Consider the following 13,486-nt stretch of genomic DNA (forward strand, 5'->3'; position numbering starts at 1 on the left):
CTACATGCGAATGATTTACGAGACGTTCCCTTTGATTATAAAGCGGGGATTCATACCTTAGCACTAACACTGGGCAAGAAGAAAGGCTTCTTGTTGTATTATTTCTTGAATATAGGCGCCTTCTTATCACTAATTCTTTTGCTGGCAACTCAAAAAATACCTCTGACAGCGCTACTTCCTATTTTGCTAATTCCGGGATTGGTTAAAATAATCAAGCAAACGAGTGCTTCCTGGCAGGGTAATAATGAATATTTAGTAATGCTTGAAGCAACTGCAGCCAAGTTTCATCTGCAGTTTGGCTTGATGCTTATTGGTGGTTTTTTGCTCGACTTTATTTCTAGGGGGCTATAATGGATAACCGTAGAATTAAGGACCGTCACGTTTTTATGACGATTGCTTTAGCAATTGTATTTTGGTATCTTACTTTTTCGGTTCAGTTATTTAACTTTTGGCTCTCAATGGGATTGGCGGCTACCACATTAAGTATCTTAGCCATAAGGTGGGGAGGCTTTCCTTACAAAAGAGAGCAACTAAATTTCAGAGCCATTGTTATAGGTGTTGGTTCGGCTGGATTGCTCTACTTAATTTTTTTCTTGGGTAACTATTTGTCCCAATTGATGTTTAATTTTGCGAAACCTCAAATATCATCGATATATCACATTCGCACAGAGGCAGAAGCGATTGTTATAACGCTCGTTTTACTGTTTATCACCAGTCCGGGCGAAGAGATATTTTGGCGAAACTTTTTGCAGAGATGGTCAATGCAAAGGTTTGGTGGTTTTCAAGGCTGGTTTATCGCGGCTTTGCTTTATGGCGGTGTACATATATCCTCTGGCAACTTTATGCTAACGATGGCTGCTTTTATTGCCGGTTTATTTTGGGGATATATCTACTGGAAAGAAAGAAACACCCTGATGGTTACAATTTCTCACGCTTTGTGGACAACGAGTATATTTGTCTTTTTCCCGGTCATGTAATTTTTACCTAAGGTGATCGGATAGAAAAATAATAGTAGAGAAGGGTTGCAATGGAAGATTTTTACCTGTTTTTATTTCGAAACCAGGACATGTTGGTAAAGCTTGCTGGGGAGAGCATACAGATACCAACTTTCCAGGACATAAAAGACATTGACATAGAACTAAAAAGGAAACATTACCTTGGTGAGCTGGATCAAATTTTATGCTATGCTGCTGAAATTGAAACGGATATTCAAGTACCAGATAACTTTGCCTTTTGGGGAGTAAGACAACTATTGGGCCAGGTTGATGACAGTCTTTTTCAAACTGCCGGAAGGGGATACCAAATTATTTATTGGGACCGAACCAGCCGTTTTTGTGGCAATTGTGGTTCCCTAAACCAAGATAAGCTTGATGAAAGGGCCAAACAATGCCCTAGTTGCGGCTTCATTACCTATCCCCGTATATCTCCGGCTGTTATTGTGGCGGTCATCAAGGACAATCAGATTCTTCTGGCGAGAAACAAAAAATTTGCCAATCATGTGTTTAGTGTTATTTCCGGCTTTGTGGAGCCCGGGGAAACCTTAGAAGAATGTGTGCGGAGAGAAATTAAAGAGGAAGTGGGTATCGAGGTTAAGAATATACGTTATTTTGGTAGCCAACCGTGGCCCTTTCCAGATTCTTTGATGATTGGTTTTACCGTAGAATACGCCCAAGGCGAGTTAAAAACGGATAATGTAGAAATTGTAGAAGCCAAATGGTTCACGGCGGATAAACTACCCAACCTTTCTCCCAAAAGTACGATTGCCAGAGAGCTAATTGATTGGTATACTGTTAAGAAATAATATTTTATCCGGGAGCTTGTGGAAGCAAGCTGAGAGTACGACTAGCCGTCGTAGACCGGTTGAACCTGTTGGATAATGCCAGCGTAGGGAGTGAAGAGATAACTAGGGGCACTTTGCTTACGCAGGGTGCTCTTTTTATTTTCCGTTGGCCAAGTTTTTTTCTAAGCTGCAAAGACATAAAAAAGAAGGGAATGGGTTATTTGGAACTACAAAATATCGCGAACACGCTGCACAGGGTGCGGCAAGTCAATCCCTTAGTGCATAATATTACCAATGTTGTGGTAACCAATTTTACGGCAAACGGTTTGTTAGCCTTGGGTGCCTCGCCAGTGATGGCCTATGCTCCGGAAGAAGTAGCCGATATGGCCAGTATTGCCGGAGCTTTAGTTCTGAATATCGGAACCTTGCATGAAAAAGAAATAGCAGCCATGCTGTTAGCGGGCAAAAGCGCTAACCAGCATCAGGTGCCAGTAATTTTTGATCCCGTTGGTGCCGGGGCAACGGCTTATCGAACCGCCACGGCCCGCAAAATTGTCAAAGAGGTTAACGTTTCTATTGTCAGAGGAAATGCTGGGGAAGTTGCCAATGTGGTGGGAGAAAACTGGAGTGTACGAGGTGTGGATACCGGAGATGTCCAGGGGGATGTGGTATCCTTGGCCCAGTCAGCCGCCAGACAACTTGGTACGGTGGTAGTGGTAACGGGTAAAGAGGATGTAATCACCGATGGTCAGCGAACCTATCTGGTCCATAACGGTGATGCCCTGTTAACCAAGGTCACAGGCAGTGGCTGTTTGCTTTCTTCGGTCATTGGAGCCTTTGCAGCAGTGGAGCAGGACCTTCTTTTAGCAGCTGCCTCGGCCTTGGTAAGCTATGGCGTGGCAGCGGAAATTGCTTCCGCCAGTAAAGGACAGGCAGGACCCGGCAGCTTTCAAGTGGCCTTCCTTGATCAATTGGCGAAAGTTTCAACCGATCAAATCATTAAATACGGCTCCGTTATAGAAAAAATCTAGCATAAAAGGGGAAAAATCATGAACAAAATAGCGAAGGCTTTAACCATTGCCGGTTCAGATTCCGGCGGCGGGGCCGGTATCCTGGCTGATATAAAAACCTTCCAAGAATTAGAAGTCTTTGGTATGTCTGCCATTACGGCGATTACCGCTCAAAACACCTTGGGTGTGCAAGGGGTTTATCCCTTGTCCGTGGAGGCTGTACAGCAACAAATAAAGTCCATTGGTGAAGATATAGGCACCGATGCACTGAAAACCGGGATGCTTTTTAGCAGTGAAATCATTCAGGTGGTGGCTGAGCAAATAAAACATTATCAGTGGCGAAATGTTGTCGTGGACCCTGTGATGATCGCCAAGGGCGGAGCTTCTTTGCTGCAAAGGGAGGCGATAGAGGCGCTGAAAAAAGACCTCCTGCCACTGGCAACTGTCATTACCCCTAATATTCCAGAGGCCGAACTTTTAACCGGCATAACCATCAAAAGGCTTGCAGATCGACAAAAAGCTGCCCAATATTTATGGGATTTGGGTGTTGCCCATGTGGTCATCAAAGGTGGCCACGGTGAAGGTGAACTTGTGGATTTGCTGTTCGATGGGAAGGAATTTACCGAGTACCGGAGTGAGCGAATCCAGACGAAAAATACCCACGGTACAGGGTGTACCTTTGCCGCCGCTGTCACAGCAGAACTAGCCAAAGGCAGGGAGGTAAAAGAAGCGGTACAAGTTGCCAAGGATTTTATCCAGGCGGCTGTAGAAAATCAAATAGAAGTGGGTCATGGACATGGACCAACGAATCATTGGGCCTACCGAAGAGAAAAAATGAAGAAACATAGGTAGAAAGGCGGGCGATGGAAATCATTACAGATGCAAAGATGCGAGAGCTATTAAAGGTTTATTTCATATTGGGTAGTACCAACTGCACCCAAGACCCGTTAGAGGTGATGCACCAAGCCATTGAGGGTGGGATTACTTTATTTCAGTACCGGGAAAAGGGCACCGGGGCTTTACTGGGTGAAGATAAATATAAATTAGCCCAAGCCATCCAAAAGCTTTGCCAACAACATCAGATCCCTTTTATTGTCAATGATGATGTGGATTTAGCCCTCTCCCTGAATGCCGATGGGGTGCATATCGGTCAAGAGGATGAATCTGCCGCCGCGGTAAGGGAAAAAATCGGCAATAAAATTCTGGGCGTATCCGTTCATACCAGAGAACAGGCTTATGAGGCTATCCAGCAAGGTGCTGATTACCTTGGTCTAGGTCCTGTTTTTTCCACCACCACCAAGGAAGATGCCAAAGCGGCAGCCGGCACAGCGCTTATCCAAACCTTGAGAAAAGAGGGGTTGACCATCCCCCTGGTGGGTATTGGCGGTATCACGGCAGAAAATGCCCCGCTGGTGATGGCCGCCGGGGCCGATGGGGTTTCTGTCATTACAGCCATCAGCCTGGCTGATTCCGTTATCCATAGCACCCAAAAGCTTTGCCAAGCCGTTTACGGTTAGCGGGACGGCTCCTGAGACATACTCACTAAAGAGCCGCAGCCGAAGAAGACACTGCATTTCCGTGCCAAGAGTTACAGATAATGATAAAATAAAGTCGTGTAATGGTGGATTTTAATACCCCCAATTTTGAGGTGTTTACATGACAGTGGATCTTTTAGTAACGATAAATTTTATCCAAAAATGGTGCGGTTCGGCTGCTATTTACCAGCGGGGAGTCAGCTATTTTAGGCAGGGGCGGGTTATTGAACTGGAAGCGGATTCTTTTGGTGCCAGTTGGTATGCCCAAGTGGCTGGCAGTGAGATGTACGGGGTAAGGGTTCATTTTACAGACCATGACATAGATGCTACCTGTGACTGCCCCGCTTTTGAAACGCATTGGGCCTGCAAACATATTGTTGCCGTGTTGCTTGAAATTGAACAAATACAGCGAAAAAAAATAGGGAGATCAACCCGGGATATTACAAAACCGGGCAAAAACAAGCTGGATTCACATAAATATCATAAAGCAGAGCAACTGATTGATGCCTTTGTCAAGGGCGCTATCACCCTAGGAGAAGATAAGCAGTTTCACGCAAAACCTAGCTTAACCGTTGAATATAGTATTAATAATTATTTCTCAAGCCGAAGTAAACTATTGAAAATAGAGTTAAAGATAGGGGAAAAGCGACTCTATATTGTTAAAAATATTCGCGAATTCCTGCAGTGCGTAAAAAATCAGGAACCCTTTTATTTTACGAAAAAATTTACTTATCAACCTGCGGAATACGATTTCTCGGTAGAGGATCAAGAGATTATCCAAATCTTACAGGAGATCAGCAACCAGGAAGATTTTTATCACCGTCAGCAAAACTACTACTCTTCCGGAATAGAGGGGGGACGGGCACTGTCCATCCCGCCAATGATAGCAGACAGCCTGATCTCCCGCTTAGCAGGTAGAAATGTCACCTTTGAGGAACAAACAGGACTCACTTTTCAATCCCATTGTGAGGAACTACCCTTTGCCTTCCGCTTGGAAAAAGGCAATAGGGCTGATTTCCAAATTGATTTAACTTCTTTGCAGCAAACCTCTTACTATGAAGCCTATGGCTGGCTGGTCCGGAAAAATATGGTTTATAAATTATCGCCGGCTCAAAAAGATTTGCTTGATAATGTTTATCCTTTTTTGAAAGAATCCGGCGACAGTGTTTTACAAGTGGCCCAAAATCAAATGCAGCAGTTTATCTCCCATGTAATACCTGGGTTAAAACAGCTGGGGCGGGTGGCAATAGCGGAGCAAGTGTCCGACCAAATCATCAGCCCGGACTTACAGGCCAAGGTATTTGTGGATCAACAAGATGAACGAATCCTGGCCCAAATAGAATACCATTACGGTGACATGATCATTAACCCATTTCAGCCGGAGTCAGCAGAAAAGTCGGCCAAAGAAATAATCCTGCTGCGGCAGGTGGAAAAAGAACAGGCAATTATGAAAATCTTTGAGAGCACGTCTTTAAAGTATAACGGAAAGGAATGTTACCTAGAAGGAGAAGATCAAATCTACGATTTCCTCTATACTTCTCTGCCAAAACTGCAAGAGCAGGCAGAGTTATATTTGACCAGTGCCGTCAAGAGCCTCATTGTGCCCAGACAACAGGCCGCTATGACCAAGATCGATATTAATTCCGAGGGGAACTTATTGGAGGTCAGCTTTGATCTGGAAGGAATTGATCGCCAAGAGATAAAAGAAATTTTACAATCTGTGGTGGAAAAGAGGAAATATTACCGCTTGACCAGTGGTGCTTTCGTTTCTCTGGAGGATGAGGCCTTTCAAATGATGAACCAGTTATTGGGGGAATTAAGCCTTTCGCAAGGGCAATTGGCTGAGGGCGTTGCCCGGCTCCCGGTTTATCGGGGGTTGCAGCTGGATGGAATCATCAACGGCGTAAATCGGGATGCTGTAAAGCTCGGTAAGAAATTTCGCCGTTTACTCCAGGATCTGAAAAACCCCGATGCCATTGATTTTGTGCTGCCCTCGGATTTAAAGGCAACCCTGCGGGATTATCAACAGGTTGGCTATCAGTGGCTAAAAACCATGGCTCATTATGGGCTGGGAGGTATCTTAGCCGACGATATGGGTCTGGGCAAAACCTTGCAAGCCATTACCTTTCTTCTCTCCGAAAAAAACGGCACGCTGGAAGGGAGACGAGCCTCGCTGGTTGTTTGCCCTGCTTCACTGGTGTACAACTGGAAAAGTGAGTTTGCCAAATTTGCACCGTCCTTAGAGGTCGTCGTGGTATACGGCACACCGGACGAACGGGGCAGATTGCTGCGGCAAGCTAAACCGGATGTCTTCGTTACCTCTTACCCCTTATTGCGGCAGGATTTGGAGTTGTACGAAGAAAAAGAATTTGACTCCCTCATTTTAGATGAGGCCCAGGCGATTAAGAATCATTTAACTAAAGCAGCCAAAGCAGTAAAACAGATCCGGGCTGGCAAACGGTTTGCCTTGAGTGGCACGCCCATTGAAAACTCCCTAGATGAACTTTGGTCCCTTTTCGATGCTATTCAGCCAGGTTTTTTCCAAAGTCAACGTGCCTTTAGCAATCTCACCCGGGAGCAGATTGCCCGGATGGTGAGGCCCTTCATTTTAAGAAGGGTAAAACAAGAAGTGCTAAGAGAACTGCCGGAGAAAATTGAAACCGTTCATCAATCGGAATTAACCAAAGAACAAAAGGAGCTGTATCTGGCCTATTTAGAAAAAATACGCCAAGAAACCAAAGATTCTTTACAAAAGGAAGGGTTTGAAAAAAGCCGTATTAAGATTCTGGCAGGGTTAACTCGTCTTAGACAATTATGCTGTCATCCGGCCCTCTTTCTGGAAAACTACAGCGGGCAATCCGGGAAGCTGGAGCAACTGATGGAGATGATTGAAAATGCCTTGGAAAATAAGCGCAGGTTGCTAGTATTTTCTCAGTTTGCCAGCATGCTGCAGCTTATCCGGGAGAAGCTTGACCACCAAAACAAGAGCTACTTTTACCTCGATGGACAAACCCCGGCTAAAGACCGGGTAGAAATGACCCAGCGATTTAATCAGGGAGAAAAGGAACTTTTTCTACTATCGTTAAAGGCAGGGGGAACCGGACTTAATTTAACCGGTGCCGACACCGTCATTTTATACGATTTGTGGTGGAATCCCGCCATTGAAGAACAGGCGGCAGGGAGGGCCCATCGCATGGGACAAAAAAATTGTGTTCAGGTGATGAAGCTCATCGCCAGGGGAACCATTGAGGAAAAAATATATGAAATGCAACAACTAAAAAAAGAATTAATTGAACAAGTTATCCAATCTGGGGAAACAAAGCTGTCCAGCCTATCGGAGGAGGACCTCAAAGAAATACTGGGCATTTAAAAATTTCATATGTTTTGCAGCCGGCCCAATCCATGAGACCACGGAAAAATACTTTCGTCCGTGGTCTCATGGATTGGGCTTCTTGTTATTTTTAGTCCGTTTAAAACAAGTTTTGCACCAGGCTGAGTGTCTCAAGCTGAGGTTTTTCCCCCAATTCTTCCGTCAGCAGCTTTTCCAGTTTCCGATACGTCTCCAGCGCCTTCCGCCTATTGCCCAAGTCCAAATGATGCCGGATCAATTCTTGAATATAGCGTTCTTCGAATGGCTCCATGTCAATCAATTTTTCCAGACTCGCCCTGCGCGCCCCCCTTTTCGAGGAGGTTGCGGGCGTCGAAAAAACATAGCCCTCCAAGCAATGTTTGCAGGCTTCGCGCAACTTCTCCCTAGCGCCTAGGGACCAAGGCCAGTCTTCTTGTTCCAGATAGTCCTTATTGGCGTATTGCAGCAAGTTTAAAATGACTTGCTCGTTCGCCGGAGACAGGCAAGTGAGTATTTCTTCGATTTCGTGCACATCACTCTCCGCTTCCAGGCACAGCGTGTAAAATTCACCGGCGTAAAGGATCGGGTTCTCACAGTCTAAGGATTTTAAAGTCTTTCTCAATTGGTAAACCGTGCTATGCAACAGAATACTCCCCTTGTCCGGAGCCACGGCAGGCCACAGATCATCGATAATTTGGCTGCGGTGGACCGGTTGGCGATGATGCAGCAGGTAGGCGCAAAGCTCCTTTACCTTCTTGGTGCGCCATTTAATCAAGTCTCCGCTTGGATCACGCAGACTGAAATTACCCAAAAAATGCGCCTGGAAACAGCGCTTCTCAACATCAAGCCTAGAAACTCTCCCGGTCCATTTTAAAAAACGGCGGATGGTTTGAGCCAGCCGGTCTTTTTCAATGGGCTTCAAAATATAATCCGCCGCCCGGACGCCAAAAGCTTGCAGCGCGTAGTGCTCATAGGCGGTGACAAAGACAATGTTGGTTTCATCATTCAGGTCTGTCAATTGCTCGGCCAGGGAAAGGCCGTTTTGGTCTGGCATTTCCACGTCCAGAAAAACGATGTCGGGTTTTTCCTCAACAATAGCTGGCAAAGCCCGGGTTATATCGGTAAAGGTTCCAATCATGTTGACGCCGCCTATTTCTTGTAATAGATTTTCCAACAAGCACAGCGCCAGAATTTCATCATCTACAGCTATGGCCCGAAGCAAGATTTTTCCTTCTTTCAAATTAAAATCATAGGAGGCCGGTATTGCCAACAGAAAAAAGAGTTTGCAAGATTTGGCGAAACGAGTAGAAAAATGCGGGAAGTGGAGAAACCACTCCTGCTTGTTCAATTATAGCGAAGGCGGCTGAACAATTTCTGAACAAATCGCTTCAATAAGCTTGCGGCAAGCTTGTTGCGAGAAAAGGCAAAAGCTTTTCGCTTTTTCAGCTTCCTTCACAGGAGGCTGTTTTCTTTTCGGACAGCGTATCTCTATAAGGCGCAGTGATGACGATGGTTGTGCCCACATTTTCCGCGCTGTGGATGACAACGGAAAATCCCGGGTGTTGCTTAATCCGTTTGAAAAGATTCAACAGGCCTACCCCGTCCCCGTGAAGTGGTTGCTGCTGCCGGATGCGCTCCATTTGCGCCTCGGACATGCCAGCGCCATTGTCCCGAATCTGGAAGATAACACCGTCGCCATCCCGCCGCACAGTTAGGGATACTGTTCCCTCCTGCCGGTTGGCCAGGCCGTGACGGACAGCGTTTTCCACAAGGGGTTGCAATAAAAGGGGCGGCAGGTAACAGCGCAAGTTATTCTCCACAGCCAGCTCAAACTGAAATCTCCCGGGGAAACGCGCCTTTTCGATGATGATATAGGATTGGATCAGGGCCAGCTCTTTTTCCAACGGTATAAACTGACTGATATTACTAAAGGAAAAGCTGCCTCGCAAAAAATTGGCGAATTCGGTGATGAGCTTGCGCGTCTTTTCGATGTCCATATAGCTTAATGACAAAATGGAATTCAACACATTATAGAGGAAATGTGGGCGGATTTGGGCCTGCAAAAAAGCGGCTTCCATCCTGGAAGCTGTGGCGACGGCTTCTTTCAGGTTGAGCAAGCTGCTCATCCGGCTTTTCAATTCCGTCAGGTCAAATGGCTTGTGCAGGAAGTCGTTGGCTCCCGATTGAAAGGCCGCCACCATATCTTCCGGCAAAATGGCCGCCGTCAGCATGAGCACGGGCAATTCAGCAATGCTATAGGATGCCCTGATTTTCCGGCATACTTCATAACCCGACAAGCCCGGCATCATGATGTCCAGAATGATCAAATCCACATCAGCACGCTGTTCCAATAGATCCAACACAGCCTGTCCATTGTCGACGGCGATGAGAAAGTATCCTTCCGGTTCCAACGCTTCCATGAGTACGCGCAAGCTCGTATGGTCGTCATCGGCAATGATGATTTTTTTGCCGTGGCCCTTTTCAACCATTCTGGGCATCGGGAAGGCAACCGGAGCCATTCGGAAATTTGCCGGCTCCTGGAGGGAAAGGTCAATTGGGCGGACCTTCTCCGTGTCTGCCACAGGGATGGTGAAGGAAAAGACGGCGCCTTTTCCTTGTTCTGATTGGACCCAAATGCGTCCTCCCTGCAATTCCACTAATTGCCTGGCAATGGCCAATCCGAGGCCGACGCCTCCAGGTCTTTGGGACGGAATTGCCCCTTGCTGGTAAGGCTCAAAAATCTTTTCCAATTCTTCCGGCGCAATGCCCGGTCCCGCATCTTTGATAGACACCACCACAAAGCCGGCTTGTTCCCAGGCCGAAAGTTCAATTTCACTACCGGTGCCGGCATGTTTGGCCGCGTTGTCAATTAGGTTGTTCAGAATTTGCCGGAGCCGGTTTTCGTCAGCCCGCACATAAGGAATATGCGGCGGAACCAGATTGCGCAGCGTCATGTGACCGGGTAGGACATGGGCAAAAACTTCTATCACCAGATGGGATATCGTGTGCAGGTCCACATCTTGCGGCTGGATTTTCAATTGCCCTTGTTTAAGTTTGGAAAGATCCGCAATATCCTCCACCAAAAAGGCCAATCGTTTGGAGATCTCCGTAACGAGCAACAGTTTGTTGGTTTGTTCCGGGGTCAGCGGGCCGGAGGCAGGGTTTGTGAGCATGGATTGAACCAACGTCATAACGCCATGCAGCGGCGTGCGAAACTCATGAGATGTTTTGGCCAAAAATTCGTCTTTGAAGCGATCCGCCTGTATAAGCCGGTCAGATAGCGCCTCATTTTGCTTGTAGATGCTCACAAAGCGATTGGATATGTACAGGGAGAGCAGAAGCATGTAAATAAAGGGTATGAGGGGCGGCAGGATTGAAGGGTTCATTTGGTTGTACACATTCAAAATGCCCACAGCGATGTACAGGATGGTGACCGAAGAAGCAACAATAAGAAAAGAAGCCCCCGCTTCCCCCGTTTGTACGGCTTTCACCTGAATATAGAAAATATGGATGAATACAGTAAACGGAAAAAGGATATTAAGTTTCAGCACTTCTACTTGCGAGCCCATGTTGAAATGAGCAGGACTGCAGATCAAAATCAGCATCAAGCCGCCGATCGTCAGGACGGCGTAAAGAATTTTTTGATGGGAAAGACGAGGAAAAAGGAAATAAAAAAACAAAGATAGGAATATGCCCATGAGGGTACCAGAAAGCCTTTGCAATCCTAAAAATAAAATATAAGGCAGTTGAGGATAATAGATCTGCAACAGTTTCTCGCCATGGGTGGCGGTATAAAGAGCGAACATAAAACAGGCTAAGGAAAAAAACAGCAATTCTTTATATTTTCTTAAAAAGAAGTAAAAATTGAAGAAATAGATTCCCATGGTCAGAAAAGATACAAGCATCACCCAGTCATACATACGTTGAAGATCCAGTATCCGGAGGATGCTTTGCTCATCACCCAGATACAAAGAACTGATGATGCCCCCGCCCGTGCCATAGTGAAAATTGGCCGTCTGAACGATGATCTCCAGTTCATTGCCTTCGAGCGGGAAAAAAGTAACGTACGGCGTGTTACGGGCTTGATAGGAAGCGTCTTCTTGCGGGGTTCCGCTTTGACCCACCTTTTCTCCATTGATCCACACGGCGTTGGACATGCGAATGTTATTCGTCTTTACACCCATGACCCTGTTCATCTCCGGCAATTGCACGCGCAAGCGATAGGTGGCACTGCCGTAGGGGGGCATCGGGTGCCCGTCTGTTTGATAACGGGTCCATTCGGAAGGAACAGGTACGTAGTGGGAAATGTTTTGGTGCTGCTCAAAGTAGGCAGTATCCGCCAGCTTCCCGGCCACAAACTGCCATTCACCATTTAACAGAAGAGGTCCCTCTGCGTCAAAATCATACGCTTTGGCGTCAAGCACGCCCTTAACGGCCCTTGGCGCATTGGAATCATCCCACTCAAGGGCAAAAAAAAGCAATCCCAGGGCGATGGCAAGGGAAAAAACCACGCTCAGGAAAGAATAGATCGTTCTTTTTCTCACATCGAGTCTCCTTATTATACAGGCAAATGAAGCTGGCCTGTGTTTTATGTATCATCTTCACTGTTGCATGGAGTCTCTCAGTGTCTGTTCAAAGACGCTGTCCATTTAGGCATCCATTCACAAGTGCTCATTATTTATGAAAAATAAAGTTTTACTTGGCATATCGGAAAGTATGAACTTTTCGACATGCATAAGGGCAAACTAAGCTTCTGCCGGCGTCTAAAGACTTGGCGCAAGCTAAGTTTTTCTAATTATTTCAACATTTATATGGATTCTTCCTTTTTTATTGGAAACAAAAAAGTCCTTCTGACAGCAAATTTCCACTCACTATCAGAAGGATTCTTTGTATTTTTATAACAGATCGGCCAATATGCTGTGGTCTGCCGCTACTGTTATGGTTATTACTTATTAATCATTTTTGTTTCTGTCAGGAGGTTGCGGATGGCTGTGGCCGCCTCCGCATAGGTGAGCATTCCCTTCGGGTCGATGGTCGCTTTCGTTTTGCCGTTGAATACTCCGGCACTGACGGTTTTCTTGACGCCCTCGTAGGCCCAGCCACTTATTTCCTGTTTGTCCAGATAGCTCTCGATTCTGTTGTTGTTCTTTTCCTTCAATCCTACTATGTCCATGGCTCTGGCATACATGATCATCGCTTCTTCCCGGGTGATTTTTGCTTCCGGTTTGAAGGTTCCGTCAGGATATCCGGCTATGATTCCATATTCGGATGTCACCGTAACGGCATCTGCCAGTTCGTTGCCACTTGCCACATCAGGGAACGCTCCCGCTTTGGCTACGCCCGTTCTGTATATACCGAGAGCTTTGGCAACATACTCCGCAAAATCTCCCCTTGTAATCTGTCCGTCCGGTGTGAAGCTCTCAGGATTTTTTATGACCAGCCTGGATGCCATGTCGTTAACATAGGCTTTCGACCAGTGATTCTCCACCGAACTCACCGTTACCGGGTTCCAGATGACTGAATAGGTTGAATTGGTCAGGGAGTTCAGTTTGGCATACCATTTTCCATTCTTTTCAAACACTTCCGTTGGAACGTGGGAGAAGCTTCCGTCGCGGTTAAACACGACGCCTGTGGTGATTTTGCTTGCATCGACTCCTTCCGGGAGGGCGATGATTCGCTCTACGTAGGTGTTGAATTTGGTGCTCTCCACTGTCTTACCGGCATTTGTAGCGGTTATCACGAATTCTACCGGATCAACTACCATTTGATTGTTGTTCCGAGCCTCCAGGGTGGAGGCGGCGATTTTGACATC

At 46.4% G+C, this 13,486-nt stretch carries 10 protein-coding genes and 1 riboswitch; of the genes, 7 read left to right on the forward strand and 3 right to left on the reverse strand.

Annotated features, from left to right (window positions below; all coding sequences use genetic code 11):
• The 7 genes from BUA78_RS19135 to BUA78_RS19165 all read left to right on the forward strand — a co-directional run.
• Positions 1 to 351, forward strand: a 351-nt coding sequence (locus BUA78_RS19135; protein ID WP_175549086.1) for a UbiA family prenyltransferase, incomplete at its 5' end; no start/stop codon positions are given.
• Positions 351 to 977, forward strand: coding sequence for a CPBP family intramembrane glutamic endopeptidase (locus BUA78_RS19140; protein WP_072917744.1), 627 nt, complete (start codon positions 351 to 353; stop codon positions 975 to 977). The genes BUA78_RS19135 and BUA78_RS19140, both read left to right, overlap by 1 nt.
• Positions 978 to 1,027: 50 nt before the next feature.
• On the forward strand, positions 1,028 to 1,801 hold the full coding sequence (nudC, locus tag BUA78_RS19145; protein ID WP_072917745.1) for an NAD(+) diphosphatase: 774 nt from the start codon (positions 1,028 to 1,030) through the stop codon (positions 1,799 to 1,801).
• A riboswitch (TPP riboswitch) is annotated at positions 1,800 to 1,908 on the forward strand. It overlaps the preceding gene by 2 nt.
• Before the next feature lie 93 nt (positions 1,909 to 2,001).
• The gene (gene thiM, locus BUA78_RS19150; RefSeq protein ID WP_238456886.1) at positions 2,002 to 2,811 is read left to right on the forward strand and encodes a hydroxyethylthiazole kinase; all 810 of its coding nucleotides are present in this window, start codon (positions 2,002 to 2,004) and stop codon (positions 2,809 to 2,811) included.
• A gap of 18 nt (positions 2,812 to 2,829) precedes the next feature.
• Positions 2,830 to 3,642 (forward strand): bifunctional hydroxymethylpyrimidine kinase/phosphomethylpyrimidine kinase, encoded by an 813-nt coding sequence (thiD, locus tag BUA78_RS19155; RefSeq protein WP_072917747.1) that lies wholly within the window; start codon positions 2,830 to 2,832, stop codon positions 3,640 to 3,642.
• An 11-nt stretch (positions 3,643 to 3,653) separates the two neighbouring features.
• A complete protein-coding gene (gene thiE, locus BUA78_RS19160; RefSeq protein ID WP_072917750.1) occupies positions 3,654 to 4,307 on the forward strand; it encodes a thiamine phosphate synthase in 654 nt (217 codons plus the stop codon).
• Between the two features lie 139 nt (positions 4,308 to 4,446).
• On the forward strand, positions 4,447 to 7,695 hold the full coding sequence (locus BUA78_RS19165; RefSeq protein WP_072917752.1) for an SNF2 helicase associated domain-containing protein: 3,249 nt from the start codon (positions 4,447 to 4,449) through the stop codon (positions 7,693 to 7,695).
• A 100-nt stretch (positions 7,696 to 7,795) separates the two neighbouring features.
• Here BUA78_RS19165 and BUA78_RS19170 read toward each other — a convergent pair whose 3' ends face one another.
• The 3 genes from BUA78_RS19170 to BUA78_RS19180 form a co-directional block, all read right to left on the reverse strand.
• Positions 7,796 to 9,022 (reverse strand): response regulator, encoded by a 1,227-nt coding sequence (locus BUA78_RS19170; protein WP_084082519.1) that lies wholly within the window; start codon positions 9,020 to 9,022, stop codon positions 7,796 to 7,798.
• 94 nt (positions 9,023 to 9,116) lie between these two features.
• The gene (locus BUA78_RS19175) at positions 9,117 to 12,218 is read right to left on the reverse strand and encodes an ATP-binding protein (RefSeq protein ID WP_084082520.1); all 3,102 of its coding nucleotides are present in this window, start codon (positions 12,216 to 12,218) and stop codon (positions 9,117 to 9,119) included.
• Positions 12,219 to 12,619: 401 nt separating this feature from the next.
• On the reverse strand, positions 12,620 to 13,486 hold an 867-nt coding region (locus tag BUA78_RS19180), incomplete at its 5' end, for an S-layer homology domain-containing protein (protein ID WP_139257467.1).

The sequence above is a fragment of the Desulforamulus aeronauticus DSM 10349 genome, assembly GCF_900142375.1.
Classification (GTDB): Bacteria; Bacillota; Desulfotomaculia; order Desulfotomaculales; family Desulfotomaculaceae; genus Desulfotomaculum; species Desulfotomaculum aeronauticum.